The following is a 25,137-nucleotide window of genomic DNA, read 5'->3' as shown; positions in this document are numbered from 1 at the left end:
CTCAGGTTTCCTCCCGCAGCTTGTCTGCGGCTTGCTGGGCGGCGCGGCCGCGCGGGCCGTGGAAATAGTCCTGCACCCAGGCATCGTCGGTGGCGGCGACCACGTCCAGGCGGTCGGCGATCAGTACGCGTTTCTGCGACAGCACGGCGACGCGGTCGCAGATGGTGTAGAGGGTGTCGAGGTCGTGGGTGACCAGGAACACGGTGAGGCCGAAGGCGTCGCGCAGGGTCAGGATCAGCTGGTCGAAGGCGGCGGCGCCGATCGGGTCGAGGCCGGCGGTGGGCTCGTCGAGGAACAGGATATCCGGGTCCAGCGCCAGCGCCCGGGCCAGCGCGGCGCGCTTGACCATGCCGCCGGAGAGCTCGGACGGGTACTTGTCGCCGGCGTCCGGCGGCAGGCCGGCGAGGCTGATCTTCAGCTTGGCGACGTGCTCGGCGTGGGGGCGGCTGAGGCCGGCGTGCTCGATCAGCGGCAGGCAGACGTTCTCGCTGACGGTCAGCGAGGAGAACAGCGCGCCGTTCTGGAACAGCACGCCGAAGCGCCGTTCGATCTGCGAGCGTCGCTCGGGGGAGAGTTCCTGCAGGTTCTCGCCGAACACCTGGACCTGCCCCTCGCTCGGCCGGCGCAGGCCGACGATGCTGCGCAGCAGCACCGACTTGCCGGTGCCGGAGCCGCCGACCACGCCGAGGATCTCGCCGCGCATCACGTCGAGGTCGAGGTTTTCGTGCACCGCGTGGCTGCCGAAGCGGTTGGCCAGCCCGCGTACCTGGATGATCGCTTCGCTCACCAGCCGATCTCCATGAAGAACAGGGCGAACACCGCGTCCAGCAGGATCACCACGAAGATCGACTGCACCACGGCGGAGGTGGTGTGCTCGCCCACCGACTGCGCGCTGCCGCTGACGCGGAAGCCTTCCAGGCAGCCGATCACCGCGACCACGAAGGCGAACACCGGCGCCTTGAGCATGCCGACCACGAAATGCCGCACGCCGATGTCGTCGCGCAGCATGCCGAGGAACACCGTGTGCGAGATGTCCAGCGACACCGCGCAGACCACCGCGCCGCCGAGGATGCCGCAGATCATCGCGAGGAAGGTCAGCATCGGCAGGGTCAGCAGCAGGGCGAACACCCGCGGCAGCACCAGCAGCTCGATGGGATCGAGGCCGAGGGCGCGGATCGCGTCGATCTCCTGGTTCGACTTCATCGAGCCGATCTGCGCGGTGAAGGCGCTGGCGGTGCGTCCGGCGAGGAGGATGGCGGTGAGCAGCACGCCGAACTCGCGGAGGAAGGAGAAGCCCACCAGGTCGACGGTATAGATGGCCGCGCCGAACTGCTGCAGCACGGTGGCGCCGAGGAAGGCCACCACCGCGCCGACCATGAAGGTGAGCAGGGCGACGATGGGCACGGCGTCGAGGCCGGTCTGCTCCATGTGCGCGGCCAGCGAGGTCATGCGCCAGCGCCCCGGCCGCAGGAGCACGCGCAGCATGCTTTCCAGGGTCAGGCCGATGAAGCCGAACAGGCCGATGGTATGCCCGCGCAGCACCAGCATGCTGCGGCCGATGTGTTCGAGCACGTCGACCAGGGCGTTGCCCGGCGGCGGCGAGCGTTCGGCGAGGCGGCACTGGCGCTGCGACACGCCGACCGCGCGCAGCAGGTTGCGGCGTTCCGGCGGCAGGTCGGCGGCGACGCTGTCGAGGTCGTCGATGGCGGCGTTGCCGAGCACGTCGGCGAGCAGGCCGGCGCCGGCCGTGTCGAGGGCGCCGAGCGCACGGAAATCGAAGGCCGCGGGCGAGCCCCGGACCGCACCCAGCGCCTCGACCTGGCGCACCAGTTCGGCGTAGTGGGAAAGGGTCCAGTCGCCGCTGATGCGCAGCACGGGGGAGGTGGCGGAAGCGTCCAGCTGGAGCTGTCCGGCGTGGGCGTTGTTCGTCATGCGCTGAGTCTAGCGGAGTTGCCTGATGGCTCCATACCAGCATTTGTTGGCAGAACGTGACGAGTTGTCCGATTGACTGGCGCCGGCACGATCACTAAAGTGCGCGCCTGCTTCAGGTGCCCCCGCCGACGCGACGGGGGTGAAACAGGGAAGCCGGTGAATTCGACGCCACGCGCATCGACCATTCCGGCGCTGCCCCCGCAACGGTAGGCGAGTCGAAGAACCGCATCCAGCCACTGTGCCGCAGGCATGGGAAGGCGCGGTTCCGCAAGGTCGGGAGACCTTCACTCGCAAGCCCGGAGACCGGCCTGTCGCATCGCATGGCAACGCGGGGGGCGGCGCCGGATGGTCGGGTTCTTCCCTTGTCGGTGCCCGGCCCCTCCTGTCCTCCGCATGCCTCCCCTGGTTTGAGCCGCGCGGGTGAGAGCGGCGGAGAGAGTCCTGATGAGCAATTCCCTGCAATGGCCGGCAGCCTTCGCGCTGTGCGGCGTTTCCTGCATATCCCCGATCGCCGGCGCCGAGCCGCTGGCCCTCGACGACCAGCTGGTGACCGCCACCCGTACCGAACAGAGCGTCTCGCAGAGCCTGGCTTCGGTCAGCGTGCTGGACCGCGCGGAAATCGAGCGCAGCCAGGCGAAGTCGGTCCCCGAGCTGCTGCGCAGGCTGCCGGGCGTGTCCCTGGCGAACAACGGTGGGCCGGGCAAGACCACCGCGCTGTTCATGCGCGGCACCGAATCCGACCATGTGCTGGTGATGATCGATGGCGTCAAGGTCGGCTCGGTCACCGCCGGCAGCACGGCGTTCCAGGACCTGCCGGTGGAGCTGATCGAGCGCATCGAGGTGGTCCGCGGCCCGCGCTCCAGCCTCTATGGCTCGGAAGCCATCGGCGGGGTGATCCAGATCTTCACCCGCAAGGGCGACCGCCAGGGCTTCAAGCCCTACGCCTCGGCCGGCTACGGCAGCCACGACAGCCAGGAAGGCAGCGCCGGGGTTTCCGGCGGCGACGGCCGCGGCTGGTTCAACCTCGGCGTGTCCAGCCTGGATACCGACGGCATCGACGCCAAGGAGAACGGCGTCAGCGGCTCCGAACCGGACCGCGACGGCTACCGCAACCTGTCCGGCTCGCTGCGCGCCGGCTACCGCTTCGACAACGGCCTGGAACTGGACGGCACGCTGCTGCAGGCCAAATCGCACAACGATTTCGACGCGGTGAACAGCCGCCGCACCTCCGGCTTCGACGCCAATGCCGACGGCGAGCAGAAGGTGGTCGGCGGCCGCGCGCGCTTCGCTCCGCTCGATCCCTGGCTGGTGACCCTGTCTGCCGGGCGCAGCGAGGACAAGTCCGACGCCTACCAGGACGGCAGGTTCTACTCGCGCTTCGACAGCCGCCGCGACACCGCCTCCTGGCAGAACGACCTGACCCTCGCCGCGGGCCACACCCTGACCCTCGGCTACGACTGGCAGAAGGACGAGGTCAACGGCGACACCGACTACGCCGTGGATTCCCGCGACAACAAGGGCTGGTTCGCCCAGTACCTCGGCAGCCACGGCCGCCACGACTGGCAGATGAGCCTGCGCCGCGACGACAACGAGCAGTTCGGCACCCACGACACCGGCAACATCGGCTGGGGCTACGCGCTGACCGACGCGCTGCGCTTCACCGCCAGCTACGGCACCGCGTTCAAGGCGCCGACCTTCAACGAACTGTACTTCCCGGACTACGGCAACCCCGACCTCGACGCGGAAACCTCGCGCAGCATCGAAGTCGGCCTGAGCGGCGAGCACGGCTGGGGCCACTGGGGCCTGAACGCCTACCGCACCCGGATCGACGACCTGATCTCCTACGACTCGCGCCTGCAGGCGCCGAACAACATCGACGAGGCGGAAATCCGCGGCCTGGAACTGCTGCTCGGCAGCCAGTGGCTGGGCTGGGACTGGAACGCCAACGCCAGCCTGCTCGACCCGGAGAACCGCGCCAGCGGCGCCAACCACGGCAACGACCTGGCGCGCCGCGCCCGCCAGCTGTTCAACCTGGACGTCGACCGGCGCTTCGGCGACCTCGCCCTCGGCGCGACGCTGCACGCCGAAGGACACCGCTACGATGACGTCGCCAACACCCGGCGCCTGAGCGGCTTCGCCACCCTCGACCTGCGCGGCGAGTACTGGCTGACCGAGGAATGGCGCCTGCAGGCGCGCCTGAGCAACCTGCTGGACGCCGACTACCAGACCGCCTTCGGCTACGAACAGCCGGGCACGGCGGTGTTCTTCGGCGTGCGCTACCAGGCCCTTTGAACCCACGAGGACGAGACATGAACGAATCCCCCGAAAAGGACGAACGCCACCGCGCGCGCATGCAGCGCAAGAAGGCGGTGGTCGACGAGAAGATCGCCCTGGCCCAGGACGAGCGCGGCCTGCTGCTGGTGCACACCGGTAACGGCAAGGGCAAGAGCAGCTCCGCCTTCGGCATGGTCGCGCGCGCGCTGGGCCACGGCATGAAGGTTGGCGTGGTGCAGTTCATCAAGGGCGCCGCCACCACCGGCGAGGAAGCGTTCTTCCGGCGCTTCCCGGAGGAGGTGAGCTTCCACGTGATGGGCGAGGGCTTCACCTGGGAAACCCAGGACCGCCAGCGCGACATCGCCAAGGCCCAGGAGGCATGGAACGTCGCCCGGAGCCTGCTGGCCGATCCCGGGTACGGGCTGGTGGTGTTCGACGAGCTGAACATTGCGCTCAAGCACGGCTACCTGGAACTGGATGCGGTGCTCGCCGACATCGCCTCCCGCCCGCCGATGCAACATGTGGTGGTGACCGGTCGCGGCGTGCTGCCGGGGATGGTCGAGGCGGCCGATACGGTGAGCGAGATGGGTCTGGTGAAGCATGCGTTCAAGGCGGGGATCAAGGCGCAGCGGGGGGTGGAGTTCTGAGGGGGCGCGGAAACGTAGGGTGGATGAGGCTTTTTTCATCCACCATTGCGGGGCCGCCTGCGCGGCCATGGTGGATCGATGGAGCGTGATCCACCCTACGCAGGCCCCACCCCTACGCACGTAGGGCGGGTGCAACCCGCCATGAATGCCGCCCCTCGAGCAATCCGACCATGACCAGCCACGCCTTCACCCCCGCCGAACGCGCCGCCGTCTACCGCGCCATCGCCGAACGCCGCGACATGCGTCATTTCAGCGGCGGCAGCGTGGCGCCGGAGTTGCTCGCGCGCCTGCTGGAGGCCGCGCACCAGGCCCCCAGCGTCGGGCTGATGCAGCCGTGGCGTTTCATCCGCATCAGTGACCCGGCCCTGCGCGAATCCATCCACAGGCTGGTGGAAGACGAGCGCCAGCGCACCGCCGAAGCCCTGGGCGAACGCTCCGCCGAATTCATGCGGCTGAAGGTGGAAGGCATCCGCGACTGCGCCGAACTGCTGGTCGCCGCCCTGATGGATGGCCGCGAGGCGCACATCTTCGGCCGCCGCACCCTGCCGCAGATGGACCTCGCTTCGCTATCCTGCGCGATCCAGAATCTCTGGCTGGCGTCCCGCGCCGAAGGGCTGGGGATGGGCTGGGTCTCGCTGTTCGACCCGGCCGCGCTGGGCGAACTGCTCGGCCTGCCGCAAGGCGCGGAAGCGGTGGCGATCATCTGCCTGGGGCCGGTCGAGCACTTCTATCCCGCCCCGATGCTGGTACTGGAAGGCTGGACCGAACCGCGTCCGCTGGATGAACTGCTGTTCGACAATCGTTGGGGTAACTCTTCATGAACCTTGCCGTGCTGAGCGTACTGGGCGTCGTTCTCGACGCGATCTTCGGCGAGCCGAAACGCTGGCATCCGCTGGTGGCGTTCGGCGCGCTGGCGAACCGGCTGGAACGACGCTTCAACCGTGCCCGGGACGACGACTCCCCGTCGCCGGCACATATTCCCGGCCTCGGCTGGCGCAGCCACGGCGTCACCGCCTGGGCCATCGCCGTCCTTCCGCTGACCCTGCTGGCCTGGCTTCTCAGCCTGATTCCGCACGTCGGCTGGCTCATCCAGGCCCTCGCGCTCTACGCCGCCCTCGGCCTGCGCAGCCTCGGCGAACACGCCGAACCCGTCGCCCTGGCCCTGCGCGCCAATGACCTGGAAGAGGCCCGCCGCCGCGTCGGCCATATGGTCAGCCGGGAAACCGCCGAACTGGACGAAACCGCCGTCGCCAAAGCCGCCACCGAATCGGTGCTGGAAAACGGCAGCGACGCGGTGTTCGCCGCGCTGTTCTGGTTCGCCGTGGCCGGCGCGCCGGGCGTGGTGCTGTACCGCCTGAGCAATACCCTCGACGCCATGTGGGGCTACCGCAATGCGCGCTTCGAACGCTTCGGCTGGGCCGCGGCGAAGATCGACGACGTGCTGAACTTCATCCCGGCGCGGCTGGTGGCGCTGACCTACGCGCTGCTCGGCAGGACCCGCCAGGCCCTGCGCTGCTGGCGCGAACAGGCGCCGCAGTGGGACAGCCCCAACGCCGGCCCGGTGATGGCCGCCGGCGCCGGAGCATTGGGCGTGGCCCTCGGCGGTGCGGCGCGCTACCACGGCGAAGTACATGAGCGGCCACAACTCGGCACCGGCGAACCGCCCCGGGCCGCCGATATCTGGCGCGCCCTGGCGCTGGTCCGCCAGGGCGTGCTGCTGTGGCTGGCGGTCATCCTGCTGCTGGGGATGCTGAATGCCTGAACACGGCGGTCGGCTGCGCAGGGCAGCGGAGAAACATGGCATCCCGCTGGCGGACTGGCTCGACCTGTCCACCGGCATCGCGCCCTGGCCGTGGGCGCTGCCGGAGATTCCCGCCAGCGCCTGGCTGCGTCTCCCCGAGGACGACGACGGCCTGGAGCAGGCCGCGCGCCTTCATTACGGTGCCGAACACCTGCTGCCATTGCCCGGCAGCCAGGCGGCGATCCAGTCCCTGCCGCGCCTGCGTGCGCCGGGGCGGGTCGGCGTGCTGTCGCCGTGCTACGCCGAGCACGCCCATGGCTGGAAGAGCGCCGGGCACGATCTGCACGAGCTGAGCGAGGACCGGGTGGATGAACATCTGGACCGGCTCGACGTACTGGTCGTGGTCAACCCGAACAACCCCACCGGCCGCCTGCTCGATCCATCGACGCTGCTCGACTGGCACGCCCGCCTGCAGCGCCGCGGCGGCTGGCTGCTGGTGGACGAGGCGTTCATGGACTGCATGCCCGGCCACAGCCTGCTGGCGGTTGGCTGCCGTCCCGGGCTGATCGTGCTGCGTTCGTTCGGCAAGTTCTTCGGCCTGGCCGGCGCGCGGCTGGGTTTCGCCTTCGCCGAACCGCGCCTGCTCGGCGAACTGGGCGAAGCGATCGGCCCCTGGCCGGTCAGCGGGCCGACGCGAGTCATCGCCCAGAGCGTGCTGGCCGATGGCGACGGGCACCTGCTTCGTCGCCGTGAACTGCAGGCCGCCAGCCAGCGCCTGGCCGAACTGCTCGCCCGCCACGGCCTCGCCCCACAGGGTGGCACGGCGCTGTTCCAGTGGCTGCGTAGCGAACGCAGCCACGCCGTGGCGGAACATCTGGCGCAACGCGGCATCCTCGTGCGCCTCTTCGACAATCCCCCGGGCCTGCGCTTCGGCCTGCCGCCGGACGAATCCGGCTGGCAGCGGCTGCAGCGCGCGCTCGCCGAACTGGAAAGCCATCCATGACCACCCTGATGGTGCAGGGCACCACCTCCGACGCCGGCAAGAGCACCCTGGTGACCGCGCTGTGCCGCTGGCTGCGGCGCCAGGGCGTGGCGGTGGCGCCGTTCAAGCCGCAGAACATGGCGCTGAACAGCGCGGTGACCGCCGACGGCGGCGAGATCGGCCGCGCCCAGGCGGTACAGGCCCAGGCCTGCCGCCTCGCGCCGCACACCGACATGAACCCGGTGCTGCTCAAGCCGAACAGCGACATCGGCGCCCAGGTGATCATCCACGGCCGCGCGGTGAGCAGCATGGATGCCGCCGCCTACCACGACTACAAGCGGGTCGCCCTCGACGCGGTGCTGGAGTCCCACCAGCGACTCTCCGCGCAGTACGAGGTGGTGATGGTGGAAGGCGCCGGCTCGCCCGCCGAGATCAACCTGCGCGCCAACGACATCGCCAACATGGGCTTCGCCGAGGCGGTGGACTGCCCGGTGATCCTCATCGCCGACATCGACCGCGGCGGCGTGTTCGCCCATCTGGTCGGCACCCTGGAGCTGCTTTCCGAATCCGAGCGGGCGCGGGTGCAAGGCTTCGTCATCAACCGCTTCCGTGGCGACATCGGCCTGCTGCAGCCGGGGCTCGACTGGCTGGAAGATCGCACCGGCATCCCGGTGCTCGGCGTGCTGCGCTATCTCACCGACTTCCACCTGGAAGCCGAGGACGCCATCGACCAGCGCCAGGCCGCCAAGCAGGGCGAAGCATTGAAGGTGGTGGTGCCGGTGCTGCCGCGCATCAGCAACCACACCGACTTCGACCCGCTGCGCCTGCATCCGCAGGTGCAGCTGACCTTCGTCGGCCCCGGCCAGCCGCTGCCAGCGGCCGACCTGATCATCCTGCCCGGCTCGAAAAGCGTGCGCGCCGACCTCGCGCACCTGCGCGAGCAGGGCTGGGACGCGGCCATCCAGCGCCACCTGCGCTACGGCGGCAAGCTGCTGGGTATCTGCGGCGGCCTGCAGATGCTCGGCCGGCGCATCGCCGATCCCCACGGCCTGGAAGGCGCGGCGGGGGAGAGCGCCGGGCTCGGCCTGCTGGACTTCGCCACCGTGCTGGAGCCGGAAAAGCAGCTGCGCAACGCCAGTGGCCGCCTGCGCCTGGAAGAGGCGCCGGTGAGCGGCTACGAAATCCACGCCGGCGTCACCTTCGGCCCCGCGCTGGAACGCCCGGCGGTGACCCTCGACGACGGTCGCCGCGACGGCGCCACCAGCGCCGACGGGCAGATCCTCGGCACCTACCTGCACGGCCTCTTCGAATCCCCCGCCGCCTGCGCCGCCCTGCTGCGCTGGGCCGGCCTCGGCGAGGTTCAGGAAATGGACTACCACGCCCTGCGCGAACGCGATATCGAACGCCTGGCCGACCAGGTCGAGGCGTATCTGGATACCGCCAGGCTGCGGGCGCTGTGCAACCTGTAGGAGCGGGCCATGCCCGCGACCGGTCGCGCCCAGGTGCGCTCCTACAGGGAAACGCCGTGCCGCGCCCCATCGTTCCCACGCTCCCGCGTCCGAAACGATGGGTATCGCTGCGCTCAACCCATCCTACGGTCACCCCTTACCAGCGAGAGACACATGCTTGAACTGATCCTTGGCGGCGCCCGTTCCGGCAAGAGCCGCCTGGCCGAGCGCCTGGCGCGGGAAAGCGGCCTGGCGGTGACCTACATCGCCACCGCCCAGGCCGGCGACGGCGAAATGGCCGCGCGCATCGCCGAGCACCGCCGCCGCCGCCCGGCCGAATGGGATTCCCGCGAGGAACCCCTGGCGCTGGCGGCTATGCTGGAGGAGCTGGCCGCGCCGGACCGTTGCCTGCTGGTGGACTGCCTGACCCTGTGGCTGACCAACCTGCTGCTCCACGACGACGGCGCCCGCCTGGACAGCGAGCGCGACGCGCTGCTGGCGACGCTGCCGCAACTGCCCGGGCGGATCATCCTGGTCAGCAACGAAACCGGATTGGGGGTGGTGCCGCTGGGCGAGCTGAGCCGACGCTACGTCGACGAGGCCGGCTGGCTGCACCAGGCGCTGGCCGAACGCAGCGAGCGGGTGATCTTCACCGTCGCCGGCCTGCCGATGGTGCTCAAGGGGGAGAATCCATGAGTCTGCAATGGTGGCTGGCGTCCTGCCAGCCGAGTGACCACGTGGCGCGCGACAAGGCCGCCACCCGCCAGGACCAGTTGACCAAGCCGCGTGGCGCGCTGGGCCGGCTGGAGGAACTGGTGATCCAGCTGGCCGCCCTGCAGGGCCGCGAGTGCCCGCAGGCGGAACGGGTCGGCATCGCCCTGTTCGCCGCCGACCACGGCGTGGTGGAGGAGGGCGTGTCGGCCTATCCACAGGCGGTAACGGTGGAGATGCTGCGCAATTTCGTCCGCGGCGGCGCGGCGATCAGCGTGCTCGCCCGCGATCTCGATGCGCAGCTGGAAGTCATCGACCTGGGCACGGCGACGCCGCTGGAGCCGCTGTCCGGCGTGCTGCACGTGATGGTCGGCGCCGGCACGGCGAACTTCGTCCGCGAGCCGGCGATGACCGCCGCGCAGTGCCTGATCTCCCTGGAGGCCGGCCGCGAAGCCGTGCGCCGCGCGCGCCAGTCCGGCTGCGAGCTGTTCATCGGCGGCGAGATGGGCATCGGCAACACCACCGCGGCGGCGGCGCTGGCCTGCGGTCTGCTCGGTGAGCCGGCGGCACGGCTGGTCGGTCCCGGCACCGGCCTCGATCCGCGCGGCGTGGCGCACAAGGCCGAGGTGATCGAACGCGCCCTGGCGCTGCACGGCGCGCACTGCGCCGACCCCTTCGAGGCGCTGTGCCGCCTCGGCGGCTTCGAGATCGCCGCGCTGGCCGGCGCCTACCTGGCCTGCGCGCAGAAGGGCATCGCCGTGCTGGTGGACGGCTTCATCGCCAGTGTCGCCGCGCTCTGCGCGGTGCGCCTGAAACCCGCCTGCCGCGACTGGCTGCTGTTCGCCCACGCCGGCGCCGAGCCGGGCCATTGCCGCGTGCTGGAAGCGCTGGAAGCCCGGCCGCTGCTCGACCTCGGCCTGCGCCTGGGCGAGGGCAGCGGCGCGGCGCTGGCGGTCCCGCTGCTGCGCCAGGCCTGCCGGCTGCACGCACAGATGGCGACCTTCGCCGAGGCGGCCATTTCCGGCCGCACGCCATGACCCTGCGCCTCGACCTGCTGCGCCACGGCGAAACCGAGCGGGGCGACGGTTTTCGCGGGCGCATCGACGATGAGTTGACCGCCATCGGCCTTGGGCAGATGCGCGCGGCGCTGGGCGATGGCTGTCCGTGGCAGGCGCTGGTCAGCTCGCCGCTGCGCCGTTGCGCGGCCTTCGCCGGCGAAGTGGCGCAGCGCCACGGCCTGCCGCTGAGCCTGGAGGCCGATCTGCGCGAGCTGGATTTCGGCGACTGGGAAGGTCGTTCGGCAGCGGAGTTGATGGAAAGCGACGCCGATGCGCTGGGCCGTTTCTGGAGCGATCCCTATGCCTTCCCGGCGCCCGGCGGCGAACCGCTGGCGGATTTCGAGGCACGGGTCTTCGCCGCGCTCGACCGGCTGTACCGGGCGCACGCCGGCCGCCATGTGCTGGCGGTCACCCACGGCGGCGTGATGCGCCTGCTCGGCGCCGTCGCCCGTGGACTGCCACGCCAGCGCCTGCTGGAAGTGGCGGTCGGCCATGGCGAGCTGCTGGCGCTCTGCATCGAGCCGGCGGCGGATGGCTGGCGGTTGAGCGAGGTGGCTGCGCGATGAGTTTCCTGCAGCTTCCGCTGATCGCCCTGCAATTTCTCTCCCGCCTGCCGGTGCGCCTGGCGCAGATGCCCACGCCCGAGCAGTTCGGCCGCGCGACGCTGTTCTACCCGCTGATCGGCCTGCTGCTCGGCGCGCTGCTGTTCGGGGTGGGCGAGTTGTTGTATGGCGCCCACCTGCTGCTGCACGCGGCGCTGCTGCTGGCGCTGTGGGTCGGCTTCAGCGGCGCGCTGCATCTCGACGGCCTGGCCGACACCGCGGACGCCTGGGTCGGCGGCCTCGGCGACCGCGAACGCACCCTGGCGATCATGAAGGACCCCGGCTGCGGCCCGGTGGCGGTGGTGACGCTGCTGCTGGTGCTGCTGCTGAAGTTCGCCGCCATCGTTTCGCTGCTCGGCTCCCACAATATCTGGCCGCTGCTGCTCGCCCCCTGGCTGGCGCGCAGCGCGCTGCCGCTGCTGTTCCACACCACCCCCTACGCCCGCCCCGGCGGCCTCGGCCAGGCCCTCGCCGACCACCTGCCACGCCGAGCGCTGCCCTGGGTGCTGGCGGCCAACGTCGCACTGATGACCCTCGCCGGCCTGAGCGGACTGCTCGCCATCGTGGTGGCGCTGGTGATGTTCGTCTGGCTGCGCGGCCAGCTGATGCGCCGTCTCGGCGGCACCACCGGCGATACGGCGGGGGCGCTGGTGGAGTTGACCGAGTGCGCGGTGCTGGTGGTGTTGGCGGTGTAAGAGATGGCGGATGACGCCGGTGGCGTCATGCGCCCTACACCCTGCCTGCAACCCCTGTAGGGCGAATAACGCGCCAGCGTTATCCGCCGATGAGGCCGGTGGTTGGAGTTGGCGGATGACGCTTAGGCGTCATGCGCCCTACACCGTGGCTGCAATTCCTGTAGGGCGAATAACGCGCCAGCGTTATCCGCCGGTGGGCGGCGTAAGCTCTGTGGTCCTCATGGACACACGGATGGTCCGTCATGCCGAACTACCGACGCGCCTGGATTCCCGGCGGCACCTATTTCTTCACGGTTACCCTGCGGGATCGGAGTTCAGATTTGCTGGTCAGGGAAATCGAGCATCTGCGTTTCGTCTTCGCCAGGACCAAGCGCCATCATCCCTTTCGCATCGATGCCTGGGTGGTGCTGCCGGAGCATATGCATTGCCTCTGGACCCTGCCGCCCGGCGACGCGGATTTCGCAATGCGCTGGAAGATCATCAAGACCGGCTTCGTTCGCCGTCTTCCGAAGGATGAGCCGCGCTCCGTCGCCCAGCAGCGACGGGGTCAGCGAGGCGTCTGGCAGACGCGTTACTGGGAACATCTGATCCGCGATGAGGCCGATTACCGGCGGCATTTCGATTACATCCATATCAATCCGGTGAAGCATGGATTGGTAACGCGGGTGAAGGATTGGCCGTATTCCACGTTCCACCGCGCTGTTGCGGAGGGGATTTACTCGGTGGATTGGGCGGGCGACATGGCGTTGGAGTTGAAGTCGGGTGAGCGGTAAGAAGCGGGTTATGTAGGGCGAATAACGCGCCAGCGTTATCCGCCGTTTGGGCCGGTGGGATTGGCGGATGACGCTTGGGGCGTCATGCGCCCTACGAAACATACCGTTTTCATCTCTCCCGCAACGCCTCCCACCTCGCCTTCAGCACCGGCTTGAGCAAATAGTCGAGCACGCTCTTCTCGCCGGTGATGATGTCCACCGTCGCCACCATGCCGGGAATGATCAGTAGCGGCTTGGCGTCGCTGCCGAGGTGGTTCTTCTCGGTGCGCAGCTGGATCAGGTAGAAGCTGTTGCCCTTGTCGTCGCTGATGGTGTCGGCGCTGATCATTTCCAGGCGGGCCTTGAGGCCGCCGTAGATGGTGTAGTCGTAGGCGGTGAACTTCACCGTGGCCGGCTGGCCGGGATGCAGGAAGGCGATGTCCTGCGGGCGGACCTTCGCCTCCACCAGCAGGTTGTCCTCCAGCGGGACGATTTCCACCATGTCGCTGCCGGGCTGGACCACGCCGCCTATGGTGTTGACCTTGAGCTGCTTGACGATGCCGCGCAGCGGCGCCGTCACCAGGGTGCGGCTGACCTTGTCGTCGATGGCGCGGCTGCTGGCGGTGAGCTTGTTCAGCCCGGTGCGCGCCTCGTTGAGTTCCTTCAGCGCGTCGGTGCGAAAGCCCAGGCGGGTTTCCTCGACCTTGCGCTCGATCTCCTTCACCGCCGCCTCGGCGCGCGGGATCGCCAGGGTGGTGGCGTTCAGTTCGCCGTTGATCTCCACCGCGCTGCGGCGCAGGCGCAGCAGTTCCACCGGCGACACGGCGCCGCTCTTCACCAGCGGCGCGGACATGTTCAGCTCCTGCTGCACCAGCCCGAGGCTGGAACGGTACTGCTGCTGCTTGGCGCGGAACTCCTGGAGTTCCTGGTTCTTCTGCCGCAGCTGCTGTTCGAGGATGTCGATCTCGCTGCCGAGGCGCTGCTGGCGCGACTGGTAGAGGGCGAGCTGGTCGGCCACCACCTGCGGTTCGTCCGCCGCCAGCTCGGCGGGGAACTTCGGCTCGCGGCCGTCGATCTCCGCGTTCAGCCGTTCGATGCGCGCCACCAGGGCGTTGCGGTCGGCCTCGGTCTCGTCCCGGTTCGAGGCGAAGCGGGTGTCGTCGAGGCGCAGCAGCGGCTGGCCCTTGTCCACCACCTGGCCGTCGCGGACGAAGATTTCCTCGACTATGCCGCCTTCCAGGTTCTGGATGGTCTGCACCTTGCTGGAGGGGATGGCCTTGCCTTCGCCCCGGGTGACTTCCTCGATCAGGGCGAACTTCGCCCAGACCAGCGCGGCGATGAACAGCGCCAGCACCGTCCACAGGGTCAGGCGGGCGAAGCGCGGCGCGTCCTCCAGCAGGGTGCCGGGCAGTTCCGCCATGAACTCGTGGTCGCGGCCCCTGCCGCCGCCGAGGTAGTTGCCGATGGTGTTGTCCCGTTGCATGGCGATCACCCCGCTGCCGTGCCGACCTGGCCCTTGCGCAGGGCCTCGATCACTGCATCCTTCGGTCCGTCGGCGACGATGCGGCCGCCGTCGAGCACCACCAGCCGGTCGACCAGCGCGAGCATCGCCGTGCGGTGGGTGACCAGCAGCAGCGTCTTGTCCGCGCAATACCGCTGCAGCCGCTGGCGGAGCTGCTCCTCGCTGCTGTTGTCCATGGCGCTGGTCGGTTCGTCGAGCAGCAGGATCGGCGGGTCGAGCAGCAGCGCGCGGGCCAGCAGCACGGCCTGGCGCTGGCCGCCGGAGAGCAGCTGGCCGCGCTCGCCCACCGGGCGGTCGAAGCCCAGCGGATGCTGCCGGGCCAGTTCGGCGACGCCGGTCAGCTCGGCCACTTCGAGCATCCGCGCGTCGCTGACATGGCGCGCGCCGAGGGTGATGTTGTCGCGCAGGCTGCCGGCCAGCAGCGGCAGGTCGTGGGCGACGTAGCCGATCTGCTGGCGCAGGTCGGCGACGTCGAGCTGGCGCAGGTCTAGGCCGTCGAGCAGGACCTGGCCCTCGTCCGGCTGGTAGAAGCCCATCAGCAGGCGGCCGAGGGTGCTCTTGCCGGAGCCGCTGCGGCCGACGATGCCGATCTTCTCGCCCGGCGCCACGCGCAGGTTGAGATCGCGCAGCGCCGGCGCGCTCTGCTCCGGATAGCGGAACTGCAGCTGGCGGATTTCCAGCGCGCCGTGCAGCCGGGTGCGCTCCAGCGGGCGCTGGCCGGGCTCGCGCTCCTGCGGCAGGGTCATCAGCGCGTCGGTGCTCTTCATGGTCAGGCGCGCCTGCTGGTAGCGGGTGATCAGCCCGGCGATCTGCCCGAGCGGCGCCAGCACGCGGCTGCCGAGCATGTAGCAGGCGACCAGGGCGCCGACGCTGAGGTTGCCGTCGAGAATGGCGTAGACCCCGGCGACGATCATCGCCATGCCGGCGAACTGCTGCATGAACAGGGTGCCGTTGCTGGCCAGCGCGGAGAGGAAGCGCGCGTGGTTGTCCAGGCGGGTGACGGCGCCGTGGGTGGTTTCCCAGCGGTACTGCAGTTCGCTTTCGGCACCGCAGGCCTTGAGGGTTTCCAGGCCGCCGAGGGTCTCGATCAGCAGCGCCTGGCGCTCGGCGCCGAGGGTCAGGCTCTTCTGCACGGTGTCGCGCAGGCGCACCTGGATGACGAAGGCGAACAGCATGGTCAGCGGGAAGGCCAGCAGCGGGATCGCCACCAGCGGGCCGCCGAGCAGGCCGATCACGGCGATCATCAGCAGGGCGAAGGGCAGGTCGATCAGGCTGGTCAGGGTCAGCGCGGTGAGGAATTCGCGCAGGCCCTGGAAGTCGTGGATGCTCTGGGCGAAGCCGCCGACCGTGGCCGGCCGCGCCTTCATGGCCATGCCGGTGATGCGCTCGAACAGCGTGGCGGAGAGCACCACGTCGGTCTTCTTGCCGGCGAGGTCGAGCAGGTGCGAGCGCAGCACGCGCAGCAGCAGTTCGAACAGGCTGCCGAGCAGCAGGCCGGCGGCGAGCACCCAGAGGGTCGACACGGCCTGGTTGGGCACCACGCGGTCGTAGGTCTGCATGACGAACAGCGGCACCAGCAGGCCGAGCAGGTTGATCATCAGGCTGGCGACCAGCGCGTCGGTGTACAGCCAGCGCGACAGCTTGAGGGTATCGCGGAACCAGGCCTCGACCCGCGGCAGCAGCGGCTGGCGCGCCGCCTCCAGTTCATGCCGGGGGCGGGCGAACAGCGCCTGGCCGGCGTATTGCTCGGCCAGTTCGTCGGCTTCCACCCACTGCTCGCCGCCCTCGGTCTCGCAGGGCAGGATCAGCGCCGTGCCGTCCTCGCCCCAGCGGCGCAGCACGGCGCTGCGGCCATCGCGCAGGAGCAGCAGCACTGGCAGGTTGAGCGCGGAAATGCTCTTCAGCTCGCGGCGCAGCACCCGCCCCTGCAGTCCGGCGCGGGCCGCCGCGCGGGGCAGCAGCTGGGCGGAGAGGCGCTGTTCGGGCAGCGGCAGGCCGCTGGCGAGGCTGGCGCGGCTGGCGTTGCAGCCATGCAGGCGGCAGAGGATCAGCAGCCCGTCGAGTAGCGGATCGTCGTGGCCGAGACGTGGATCGTCGGCGGCGACTTCGCCGCGTTCCTGGAGAATCGCCGTCACGGTACTGCTCCCGGGGACGTGCGGCCCCTTCTATCTATTGGGCCCCCGCGTTCGCGGGGGTGACGGTAGTGCGTAGGGTGGATCACGCTCCACCGATCCACCACGGCCGCGCAGGCGGCCCCGGAATGGTGGATGGAAGAGCACCATCCACCCTACGTTTCGCTGATCCCCTGTGCTCCGCGTAGGGCGGGTGCAACCCGCCGCGAAGGTGTCCGCCCCCGCCTCAGCGCATATCCGGCAGATGCGCATCGGTCTTCACCTCGGACAGCGCGATGCTCTCGTGCGGCGCGACCACGCCCTGGGAGTGCAGCAGCGCGCCCATGGCAGCCAGCACGCGGTAGCGCGAGAACTCCTCGGTGTAGCGCACTTCGGTGTAGCGGCGGTTGGCGGTGAACAGTTCGTTCTCGCTGTCCAGCAGGTCGAGCAGGGTGCGCTGGCCGAGGGTGAACTGCTGCTGGTACGCCTCGCGCACCTTGCGCGTGTAGTCGGCGTAGTCGCGGGCCGGACCGGTCTGCTTCTGCGCGTTTTCCATGGCGTCCCAGGCCAGCGAGAGGTTCTCGTTGAGCAGGCGCAGGGCGTTGTTGCGCACGTCCCTGGATTCGGCCAGCTGGTGCGAGGTGGAGTTGAGGCGGGACTTGTCGCGGAAGCCGTTGAACAGGTTGTAGCGCATCACGACTTGCGCCTGCCAGCTGTTGGCGTGGCCTTCCTGGCCGGCGACGTTGTCGTTCGCGGCGTTGGCCAGTTCCAGGTCGAAGCGCGGGTAGTAGGGCGCCTTGGCCGCCTCGTACTGCTTCTCGGCGGCGTTGACGTCGGCCTGGGCGGATTTCAGCAGCGGGTTGTTGTTGAGCACTTCCTGGCGCGCCTGGCCGACGTCGGCGGGCAGCATCGCCTTGACCGTGGAGGGCGCCTCCAGTTCATCCGGCATCCTGCCGACCGTGCTGTAGAAGTTCGACATGGCGTCGGCCAGGTTGACTTCCTCGGTGTACAGGTTGTTCTGCGCCAGGGCCAGGCGGGCGACGGCCTGGTCGTTGTCGGCGGCGCTGCCGACCCCGCGCTCGCTGCGCATGCGGATCTGGTCGCCGATGCGCTGGTGGGCCTGCAGGTTGTTCTTCGCCAGGGTCACCATCTCGCGCCGCTTGAGCACGTCGAGATAGACCTCGACGGTGCGCAGCGCGGTGGTTTCCGAGGTGCCGAGGACGCGGTAGGCGCGGGAATTGACGTTGGCCTCGTTGCGCGCCACCTCGTTGGGGGTGCCGAAGCCGTCGAACAGCATCTGCCGCAGGCGAATCTCGGCATCGGTGCGGTTCAGGGTTTCCTTGTTGTGATCGCCGAGCGCCCGGGTGTCCGGGTTGTCGGAACCCTCCCGGCCATAGCCGAGCAACAGGTCTACCGTAGGAAGATAGCCACCCCGCGCGAACTTCAGTTCCTCGTCAGCGGTGAGGCGGCTGTTCACGCTCTGGCTGACTTCCGGGTGGTATTGCAGGGTGCTTTGTATGGCCTCGGTAAGCGTCATCGCATAACCATGGATGGCTGAGACCGTCAGAAATACACCGCTCCATAATGCTGCGTTCCCACTGCGCATGACACTTCTCCTGCTTCCCATACTTCTGTTTCGCCAATTTATTGGCTATTTTTCTCTCCTAGGCGATCTACGCCCCTAACCTCGTATATAAGTTCAAAATTCTTGCACCCTTAATAAAAAATCCTCACAAGGGCTATTCGCAAACGGTCTTATGAGCCCATTGAAAACTGGCCCATTGTTAACGTGGCGAGCTGGGAATGCCGCTCGCGGTTGCAGCCATGCAGTCTTCGAAGACTAGGGCGGGGACTTTTCTGGTGGGACGGATGAACCGTGGGGCAGGCGTGACAATAAATTGTCGGCAGACTTCAAAACTCTGACGCGCCGCCCGTCCCACCAGTCTTCTTTTCCTTTTCGTTCGCGGCATGGCGGATTTCGGAGGCGTGCGCCGAAATCGGCGCCGGGCTGGGAGATGCCTTTTTCGCGATCTCGCGAGCGGGCTCTGAGGAGGGAGACATGGCCAGGTTACTGGGTGTCGTCAGCAAGGTAGTCGGCGAGGTCTTCGCCCAGGCTGCCGATGGATCGCGCCGGCCGCTGGAGCAGGGCGACAGACTGTATGTCGGCGAACGGCTGGTCACCGGCGCCAATGGCGCGGTGGCGGTCTCGGTCGCCGGGGGCGGGGAAATCACCCTCGGCCGCGACAGTGCGCTGGACCTCTCCAGCCAGATCCAGGCCGCCGCCCATCCCCGGGATGACGGCGACAGCCAGGCGCCGGCCCAGCCGACGCAGCAGGACCTCAGCGACGTGAAGGCCCTGCAGGCGGCCATCGCCGCCGGCGTCGACCCGACCCAGCACGCCGATCCCACCGCCGCCGGGCCGGCGGCGTCCAGCGCCAAGGCTGGCGGTGGCCACTCCTTCGTCATGCTTTCCGAAGTCGGCGGCGCGCTGTCGCCGGATATCGGTTTTCCCACCGCACCACCGGAAGGCGGCCCGCTGTTTCCGCGTGGCGAGGTGTTCGAGCCGGCGTTGCCGGAAATCGCCGCATTGCCCGAGCCGCCGGTGCAGCCACCGGTAGAACCGCCGGTGCAACCCCCGGTACAGCCGCCGGTGATCGAGCCTCCCGTCGAGCCACCGCCGCCTCCACCGCCCCCGCCGCCGCCGGTCAATGGCATCCCGAGCGCGGGACTTTCCGCCGCGCTGCTCGGCGAGGATGGCCTGCCCGGCGGCCTGCCGGGCGGTAACGGCGACCTGCAACTGCAGGCGCTGCCCGGCGAAGGCACCAGCGTCAGCGGCAGCCTGCACTACGACTTCGGCCCGGACGGCCCCGGCGGCTTCAGCTGGAGCCTCGACGGCCTGCCGTCGCTGACCTCCGGCGGCGTGGCGCTGACCTACGCGCTGAGCGCCGACGGCCGCACCCTGACCGGCATGGCCGGCGACACCCCGGTATTCACCCTGCGCCTCACCGACCTCGACAGCGGCACCTACCAGCTGACCCTGCTGAAACCGCTGGATCATCCGCTGCACGACATGGAAGACAGCCTCGACTTCCAGGTCGGCTTCAGCGTCACCGACGGCAACGGCACCGAGGCCAGCGGCGGGCTGGACGTCAGCATCGTCGACGACATGCCGTGCGCCGGCCTGTCGCTTTCCGGCGAGCTGCCCAGCCTGCAGACCGGCGACGCACAGACCCTCGGCTGGCGCCATGACAGCGCCAGCGCCGACTTCTCCAGCGCCTTCCACGCCGATGGGCAGTACGGCGCCGACGGCCCCGGCGACATGCAGCTCGGCTATTCGCTGGAGCTGGCCGGCGGGGAGGGCGCCGATTCCGGCCTGACCAGCGGCGGCGCGGCGATCCACCTGTACCTGGTCGGCGGCATGATCGTCGGTTCCACCGCCGCCGATGCCGCCGGGATCAGCGCGGCGAACCGGGTGTTCACCCTGCGGGTCGATGCCGGCAGCGGCACGGTCAGCCTCGACCAGTACCGTGGCATCGACCATCCGGCGCCGGGCAGCGGCTCGGACTACGCCGGCCAGGACGTCGGCCTGAATCCGGACCTGATCCGCCTGCATGCCTCGCTGCAGGTCACCGACGGCGATGGCGACAGCGTCGGCGCCAGCCGCAGCATCGACCTCGGCGGACGGATCGGCTTCAGCGACGACGGCCCGTGCATCACCCCCTGCGCAGCCGGCTTCGCCCTCGCGGTGGACGAGAGCAACATGGGCCACGCCGACAGCGTCGGCCTCGACGGGCTGTTCTCCCATAGCTACGGCGCCGACGGCCCGGGCGGCCTGGAATACCGCCTGAGCGCGGTGGACGGCAGCTCCAGCGGCTTCACCGACACCGCCAGCGGCAAGACCATCTACCTCTACCAGGTCGGCGACAGCGTGGTCGGCAAGGTCGGCGGCGAGTCCGGCGCGGTCGCCTTCAGCGTCAGCATCGTCAATGGCCAACTGGTGCTCGAACAGTCGCGCGCCTTCATGCATCCGGACAGCCACGACCCGAACGATCCGCTGAGCCTCGACCCGGGCAGGATCGCCCTGGTCGCGCGGATCGCCGATGGCGACGGCGATCACGACAGCGCCAGCCTGGACCTGGGCGGCAAGCTGCAGTTCCTCGACGACGGCCCGTGCATCGCCCTCGACGCCTGCTTCGACGGCCAGTTGACGGTGGACGAGAGCAACCTGGCCCATGACGACGTGCAGAACTTCAGCGCGGCGTTCCATGCCGATACCGGCGCGGACGGCGGCAGCCTCAGCTACGGCCTGGCGCTGGGCGGCAACGCCGACAGCGGGCTGTGCACCACCGCCGGCGAGCCGATCACCCTGTACAAGGTCAGCGCCACCCTGGTGGAAGGCCGGGTCGGCGGCCCCGACGGACCGCTGGCCTTCAGCCTGTCCCTCGATCCCGCCAGCGGCGACCTCAGGCTCGACCAGAAACTGGCGCTGAAGCATCCCGACGGCAGCGACGCGAATGACTCGCTGTCCATCGCCGACGGCCGGATCAGCCTGGTCGGCACCGTCACCGATGGCGACGACGACACGGCATCGGCGTCGCTGGACCTGGGCGGCCGCCTGGTGTTCCGCGACGACGGCCCCTGCGCCAGCGACGACACGCCGCGCTGCCTGGTGCCGCAGGCACCGCCGAAGGTCAACCTGACCCTGGTGCTCGACGTCTCCGGCAGCATGGAGGGCAGCAAGCTGGTCAACGCCAAGGCGGCGCTGATCAACATGCTCAACCAGTACGCGACGATGGGCATCGCCATCCACGTCTCGCTGATCACCTTCGCCAGTTCGGCCAGCGACAAGGGCGACTTCAGCTTCAGCGGCACCGGCGACGCCGGCTACGACAGCCTGGTCAGCGCCATCAACGGGCTCAAGGCGAACGGCAGCACCAACTACGAAGCGGCGCTGGACCTGGCGAAGAACAGCATCCATGCCGACTTCAACGCGCCGGGCGCGGACCCGTCGGCGATCAACCGGGTGTACTTCATCTCCGACGGCGAGCCGAACGCCGGCAACACCAGCAAGGCGCTGAACCAGTGGCAGGGCTTCCTCGCCAATCCCGACGGTGATGGCAACGCCGCGACCAACCCTGTGCAGGCCCATGCGGTCGGCGTCGGCACCTCGATCACCGACGCCGAACTGGTGAAGATCGACAGCCAGGGCGCGCCGATCATCGTCAAGAACCCCAGCGACCTCAGTGCCACCCTGGAAGGCCTGGTGACCATGGATGCGGTCAGCGGCAACCTGCTGGCCAACGACACGCCGGCGAGCGCCGACGGCGCCGTGCGCATCACCCAGGTGGAAATCGGCGGCGAGACGTTCAGGGTCGACGCCAACGGCAACCTGGCCAACGACCACCCCGACGCCTCCAGCGCCAGCGCCACCTACAACCCCGCCAGCGGCCTGCTGACCGTGCAGACCGAACACGGCACCCTGACGCTGTACCTGAAGGACGGCGGCGGCCACCTGGCCGGCGACTACACCTACGCCGCCAGGGCCGGCATCAGCTACCCGGAAAGCGGGCAGATCAGCGAGGTGTTCCGCTACACCATCGTCGATGGCGACGGCGACAGCGCCTCGGCCAACCTGAACATCTGCATGAAGTACAACCTGCCGCTGCTGGTGGTGGGCAGCAATGCCAGCGACGCGGACGGATCGGGCGTGCCGCACAGCGTGCCCAGCCCGCTCGACCCGATGCCCGGCGGGCGCATCGAGGGCAGCTTCGGCAACGACGTGCTGATCGGCGACAGGGGCGGCGCCACGCCCTGGGCCCAGCCGGGCAAGAACTACAACATCGCGCTGATCATCGACACCTCGGGAAGCATGAAGGACCCGTCCGGCACCCCCGGCCTGAGCCGCCTGGCGCTGGCCCAGCAGGCGCTGATTAACCTGCTCGACCAGATCAAGGGGCATGACGGCGTCATCAACCTGAGCCTGATCGACTTCAGCGACAACGCCCACGTCACCAAGGTGGAAGGACTGACCGCCAAGGACGTGCGCAACCTGGTCGACGACATCAACGACCTGTGGGCCAACGGCTCGACCAACTACGAGGACGCCTTCAAGGACGCCAGCAAGTGGTTCGCCAAGATGGTCGATGACGGCCACGACGCCGCCCACGGCTTCACCAACCTGGCGTTCTTCCTCACCGACGGCAACCCGACGGTGAACAATGGCAGCGGCGGTGGCAGCAGCGGCAGCGTGACCAACTACAACGACGTCTACCGCGCGCTGCAGGCCGGCAGCGACATGCTCCAGGGCGGCCACGAGCTGAGCGGCGCCGACCAGGTGCAGGTGCACGCCATCGGCATCGGCGACAACGTCAACGAGAATGTCCTGCAGTACTTCGACAACACCCTGGTGACCAGCCAGGGCGTGGTGCTGCAACTGCCGGGCGGCAGCGTCACCGGCGCGGTCGGCGACCCGCAGATGATCAACACCGCCGAGGAACTGCAGGCGGCGCTGCAGCACGGCATCAGCGGCAGCACGCCGGACGATGTCGGCCACGACACGCTGATCGGCGGCGCCGGCGACGACGTGATCTTCGGCGACGTGATCAACACCGACCACCTGGCCTGGAGCGGCCAGGGCCATGGCGCCGGCCAGCACGACGGCCAGGGCTACCAGGCGCTGGTCGAATACCTCACCGCCAGCAACGGCAACATCGCGCCCAACCTCGGGCAGATCGCCGACTACATCGTCGACCACGCCCGGGAGCTCAACCGCGCCGGCGACACCCGTGGCGGCAACGACCTGCTCGACGGCGGCGCGGGCAACGACCTGCTGTTCGGCCAGGGCGGCAACGACCTCCTGCTCGGCGGCGACGGCGAGGACCTGCTGTTCGGCGGCATGGGCGACGATGTGCTCAACGGCGGCTCCGGCGCCGACCAGTTCGCCTGGCTCAAGGGCGAGACCGGCCATGACCTGGTGCAGGACTTCCGCATCGGCGAAGGCGACGTGCTCAACCTCGCCGACCTGCTGCAGGGCGAGACCTCCACGGCGGCGTCGCTGTCGCACTACCTGAGCTTCTCGGTCAATGCCGGCAGCACCACCATCGGCGTCAACCCCACCGGCGTGGTGGGCGGGGCGGAGACGCAGAGCATCGAACTGGCCAATGTCGACCTGTCCGCGCACTACCTCGGGCACGCAGGCAACGGCGTGCTCTCGGCCGGCGACACCACCTCGGTGCTCGACGGTTTGCTCGGCGACCATGCGGTGAAGGTGGATACCGTCTAGCTCCCTGGTCGCGGGCATGGCCCGCTCCTACGGATCGTCGCGATGCCGAACCTGTAGGAGCGGGCCATGCCCGCGACCTTCTTCGATACCCCGATCTGTGACGCTGCATATCCACGGTGAATGTTCATCGCCGCACGGCATCCGCTGCCCGTATGCTCGACCGCCCAGTCGAACAACAAGCAACGAGGTGCCCCATGCGAGAAGTGGTGATAGTCGACAGCGTCCGTACCGGCCTGGCCAAGTCGTTCCGCGGCAAGTTCAACCTGACCCGTCCGGACGACATGGTCGCCCACTGCATCGACGCGCTGCTCTCGCGCAACGACCTCGACCCGCTGCTGGTCGACGACTGCGTGGTCGGCGCCGGCTCCAACGAGGGCGCCCAGGGCCACAACATCGGCCGCAACGCCGCCGTGCTGTCGAAGCTCGGCACCCACGTCGCCGGCATGACCCTGAACCGCTTCTGCTCCTCGGGCCTGCAGTCCATCGCCATCGCCGCCAACCAGATCGCCTCCGGCTGCAGCGACGTGATAGTCGCCGGCGGCGTCGAGTCCATCACCCTGACGATGAAGAGCAGGAACCTGGACCACTTCTTCAACCCGCGCCTGCAGCTGGAAGCCCCGGGCATCTACTACCCGATGGGCCAGACCGCCGAGATCGTCGCGCGCCGCTACAACGTCAGCCGCGAAGCCCAGGACGCCTACGCCCTGCAGAGCCAGCAGCGCACCGCCCGCGCCCAGGCCGAGGGCCTGTTCGCCGACGAGATCGTGCCGATGGCGGTGAAGTACGAGGTGGAAGACAAGGCGACCGGCGAGAAGCGCGTGGTGGAAGGCGTGGTCGAGCATGACGACTGCAACCGTCCGGATACCACCCTCGAAGGCCTGAACTCGCTGAAGCCGGTATTCGCCGAGGACGGCTCGGTCACCGCCGGCAACGCCTCGCAGCTCTCCGACGGCGCCTCCATGACCCTGCTGATGAGCCTGGACAAGGCCATCGAGCTCGGCCTGAAGCCGAAGGCGTTCTTCCGCGGCTTCACCGTCGCCGGCTGCGAGCCGGACGAGATGGGCATCGGCCCGGTGTTCTCGGTGCCGAAGCTGCTCGAGGCCAAGGGCCTGCAGATCGCCGACATCGACCTCTGGGAACTCAACGAAGCCTTCGCCTCGCAGTGCCTCTACGCCCGCGACCGCCTCGGCATCGACAACGAGAAGTACAACGTCAACGGCGGCTCCATCGCCATCGGCCACCCCTTCGGCATGACCGGCTCGCGCCAGGTCGGTCACCTGGTGCGCGAACTGCAGCGGCGCAACCTGCGCTACGGCATCGTCACCATGTGCGTCGGCGGCGGCATGGGCGCGACCGGGTTGTTCGAGGCGGTGCGCTGAG

General features: G+C 69.1%; 18 protein-coding genes and 1 riboswitch. Of the genes, 13 read left to right on the top strand and 5 right to left on the bottom strand.

What is annotated here, in order from left to right; translation table 11 throughout:
* Window position 1: 1 nt before the first annotated feature.
* Together BLR75_RS13150 and BLR75_RS13145 are read right to left on the bottom strand one after the other, a co-directional pair.
* On the bottom strand, window positions 2–790 hold the full coding sequence (locus tag BLR75_RS13150) for an ABC transporter ATP-binding protein (protein ID WP_245726144.1): 789 nt from the start codon (window positions 788–790) through the stop codon (window positions 2–4).
* A complete protein-coding gene (locus BLR75_RS13145; protein WP_084309681.1) occupies window positions 784–1,932 on the bottom strand; it encodes an ABC transporter permease in 1,149 nt (382 codons plus the stop codon). Before BLR75_RS13145 ends, BLR75_RS13150 begins: the two co-directional genes overlap by 7 nt.
* 97 nt (window positions 1,933–2,029) lie before the next feature.
* Window positions 2,030–2,258, top strand: a riboswitch (cobalamin riboswitch).
* A gap of 118 nt (window positions 2,259–2,376) precedes the next feature.
* On the opposite strand from BLR75_RS13145, the gene btuB reads away from it, so the two are divergent.
* The 11 genes from btuB to BLR75_RS13090 all read left to right on the top strand — a co-directional run bounded on the left by btuB (window position 2,377) and on the right by BLR75_RS13090 (window position 12,863).
* Complete coding sequence (gene btuB / locus BLR75_RS13140) at window positions 2,377–4,224, top strand: TonB-dependent vitamin B12 receptor (RefSeq protein ID WP_084309682.1); 1,848 nt, start codon at window positions 2,377–2,379, stop codon at window positions 4,222–4,224.
* 17 nt (window positions 4,225–4,241) lie between these two features.
* Window positions 4,242–4,853 carry a cob(I)yrinic acid a,c-diamide adenosyltransferase gene (gene cobO / locus BLR75_RS13135; protein WP_084309683.1) on the top strand — a complete coding sequence of 204 codons (612 nt, stop codon included), beginning with the start codon at window positions 4,242–4,244 and terminating at the stop codon, window positions 4,851–4,853.
* A gap of 170 nt (window positions 4,854–5,023) precedes the next feature.
* Window positions 5,024–5,674: a 5,6-dimethylbenzimidazole synthase gene (gene bluB / locus BLR75_RS13130; RefSeq protein ID WP_084309684.1), complete on the top strand. Its 651-nt coding sequence runs from the start codon at window positions 5,024–5,026 to the stop codon at window positions 5,672–5,674.
* Complete coding sequence (gene cbiB / locus BLR75_RS13125; protein WP_084309685.1) at window positions 5,671–6,615, top strand: adenosylcobinamide-phosphate synthase CbiB; 945 nt, start codon at window positions 5,671–5,673, stop codon at window positions 6,613–6,615. The genes bluB and cbiB overlap by 4 nt, the downstream gene beginning before the upstream one ends.
* Window positions 6,608–7,597 carry a threonine-phosphate decarboxylase CobD gene (gene cobD / locus BLR75_RS13120; protein ID WP_084309686.1) on the top strand — a complete coding sequence of 330 codons (990 nt, stop codon included), beginning with the start codon at window positions 6,608–6,610 and terminating at the stop codon, window positions 7,595–7,597. The genes cbiB and cobD overlap by 8 nt, the downstream gene beginning before the upstream one ends.
* Entirely contained in the window at window positions 7,594–9,045 is a 1,452-nt protein-coding gene (locus tag BLR75_RS13115; protein WP_084309687.1) for a cobyric acid synthase, read from the top strand. Before cobD ends, BLR75_RS13115 begins: the two co-directional genes overlap by 4 nt.
* Before the next feature lie 153 nt (window positions 9,046–9,198).
* Window positions 9,199–9,720, top strand: coding sequence for a bifunctional adenosylcobinamide kinase/adenosylcobinamide-phosphate guanylyltransferase (gene cobU / locus BLR75_RS13110; RefSeq protein WP_084309688.1), 522 nt, complete (start codon window positions 9,199–9,201; stop codon window positions 9,718–9,720).
* On the top strand, window positions 9,717–10,772 hold the full coding sequence (cobT, locus tag BLR75_RS13105; protein ID WP_084309689.1) for a nicotinate-nucleotide--dimethylbenzimidazole phosphoribosyltransferase: 1,056 nt from the start codon (window positions 9,717–9,719) through the stop codon (window positions 10,770–10,772). Before cobU ends, cobT begins: the two co-directional genes overlap by 4 nt.
* Window positions 10,769–11,359, top strand: coding sequence for an alpha-ribazole phosphatase family protein (gene cobC, locus BLR75_RS13100; RefSeq protein ID WP_084309690.1), 591 nt, complete (start codon window positions 10,769–10,771; stop codon window positions 11,357–11,359). Before cobT ends, cobC begins: the two co-directional genes overlap by 4 nt.
* Window positions 11,356–12,090, top strand: a complete 735-nt coding sequence (locus BLR75_RS13095) for an adenosylcobinamide-GDP ribazoletransferase (protein ID WP_084309691.1) — start codon at window positions 11,356–11,358, stop codon at window positions 12,088–12,090. Before cobC ends, BLR75_RS13095 begins: the two co-directional genes overlap by 4 nt.
* Before the next feature lie 242 nt (window positions 12,091–12,332).
* Window positions 12,333–12,863, top strand: coding sequence for an REP-associated tyrosine transposase (locus tag BLR75_RS13090; protein WP_084309692.1), 531 nt, complete (start codon window positions 12,333–12,335; stop codon window positions 12,861–12,863).
* Between the two features lie 109 nt (window positions 12,864–12,972).
* Here the strand turns inward: BLR75_RS13090 and BLR75_RS13085 are convergent, their stop codons facing one another.
* The 3 genes from BLR75_RS13085 to BLR75_RS13075 form a co-directional block, all read right to left on the bottom strand.
* Window positions 12,973–14,325, bottom strand: a complete 1,353-nt coding sequence (locus BLR75_RS13085) for an HlyD family type I secretion periplasmic adaptor subunit (protein ID WP_084309782.1) — start codon at window positions 14,323–14,325, stop codon at window positions 12,973–12,975.
* Between the two features lie 5 nt (window positions 14,326–14,330).
* A complete protein-coding gene (locus BLR75_RS13080) occupies window positions 14,331–16,490 on the bottom strand; it encodes a type I secretion system permease/ATPase (protein WP_090416077.1) in 2,160 nt (719 codons plus the stop codon).
* Between the two features lie 232 nt (window positions 16,491–16,722).
* Window positions 16,723–18,012 carry a TolC family outer membrane protein gene (locus BLR75_RS13075; protein ID WP_245726143.1) on the bottom strand — a complete coding sequence of 430 codons (1,290 nt, stop codon included), beginning with the start codon at window positions 18,010–18,012 and terminating at the stop codon, window positions 16,723–16,725.
* Window positions 18,013–18,534: 522 nt separating this feature from the next.
* Between BLR75_RS13075 and BLR75_RS13070 the strand changes: the two genes are divergently transcribed.
* The gene (locus BLR75_RS13070) at window positions 18,535–23,757 is read left to right on the top strand and encodes a retention module-containing protein (RefSeq protein ID WP_084309695.1); all 5,223 of its coding nucleotides are present in this window, start codon (window positions 18,535–18,537) and stop codon (window positions 23,755–23,757) included.
* A gap of 194 nt (window positions 23,758–23,951) precedes the next feature.
* The gene (locus tag BLR75_RS13065; protein ID WP_084309696.1) at window positions 23,952–25,136 is read left to right on the top strand and encodes a thiolase family protein; all 1,185 of its coding nucleotides are present in this window, start codon (window positions 23,952–23,954) and stop codon (window positions 25,134–25,136) included.
* The last annotated feature ends 1 nt before the right edge of the window (window position 25,137 follow it).

Source organism: Pseudomonas jinjuensis, from assembly GCF_900103845.1.
GTDB classification, from domain to species: Bacteria; Pseudomonadota; Gammaproteobacteria; order Pseudomonadales; family Pseudomonadaceae; genus Pseudomonas; species Pseudomonas jinjuensis.
Note: the sequence above shows the minus strand (reverse complement) of the source record. Positions and strands in the feature narration are given on the sequence as shown.

Excerpts from the sequence above, each read along its gene's own strand:
- BLR75_RS13115 (WP_084309687.1), top strand. The coding sequence starts at position 7,594 with ATGACCACCCTGATGGTGCAGGGCACCACCTCCGACGCCGGCAAGAGC.
- BLR75_RS13090 (WP_084309692.1), top strand. The coding sequence starts at position 12,333 with ATGCCGAACTACCGACGCGCCTGGATTCCCGGCGGCACCTATTTCTTC.
- BLR75_RS13145 (WP_084309681.1), bottom strand. The coding sequence starts at position 1,932 with ATGACGAACAACGCCCACGCCGGACAGCTCCAGCTGGACGCTTCCGCC.
- cobU (WP_084309688.1), top strand. The coding sequence starts at position 9,199 with ATGCTTGAACTGATCCTTGGCGGCGCCCGTTCCGGCAAGAGCCGCCTG.
- BLR75_RS13085 (WP_084309782.1), bottom strand. The coding sequence starts at position 14,325 with ATGCAACGGGACAACACCATCGGCAACTACCTCGGCGGCGGCAGGGGC.
- cbiB (WP_084309685.1), top strand. The coding sequence starts at position 5,671 with ATGAACCTTGCCGTGCTGAGCGTACTGGGCGTCGTTCTCGACGCGATC.
- cobO (WP_084309683.1), top strand. The coding sequence starts at position 4,242 with ATGAACGAATCCCCCGAAAAGGACGAACGCCACCGCGCGCGCATGCAG.
- BLR75_RS13070 (WP_084309695.1), top strand. The coding sequence starts at position 18,535 with ATGGCCAGGTTACTGGGTGTCGTCAGCAAGGTAGTCGGCGAGGTCTTC.
- bluB (WP_084309684.1), top strand. The coding sequence starts at position 5,024 with ATGACCAGCCACGCCTTCACCCCCGCCGAACGCGCCGCCGTCTACCGC.
- cobT (WP_084309689.1), top strand. The coding sequence starts at position 9,717 with ATGAGTCTGCAATGGTGGCTGGCGTCCTGCCAGCCGAGTGACCACGTG.
- cobC (WP_084309690.1), top strand. The coding sequence starts at position 10,769 with ATGACCCTGCGCCTCGACCTGCTGCGCCACGGCGAAACCGAGCGGGGC.
- BLR75_RS13095 (WP_084309691.1), top strand. The coding sequence starts at position 11,356 with ATGAGTTTCCTGCAGCTTCCGCTGATCGCCCTGCAATTTCTCTCCCGC.
- btuB (WP_084309682.1), top strand. The coding sequence starts at position 2,377 with ATGAGCAATTCCCTGCAATGGCCGGCAGCCTTCGCGCTGTGCGGCGTT.
- BLR75_RS13065 (WP_084309696.1), top strand. The coding sequence starts at position 23,952 with ATGCGAGAAGTGGTGATAGTCGACAGCGTCCGTACCGGCCTGGCCAAG.
- BLR75_RS13075 (WP_245726143.1), bottom strand. The coding sequence starts at position 18,012 with ATGACGCTTACCGAGGCCATACAAAGCACCCTGCAATACCACCCGGAA.
- cobD (WP_084309686.1), top strand. The coding sequence starts at position 6,608 with ATGCCTGAACACGGCGGTCGGCTGCGCAGGGCAGCGGAGAAACATGGC.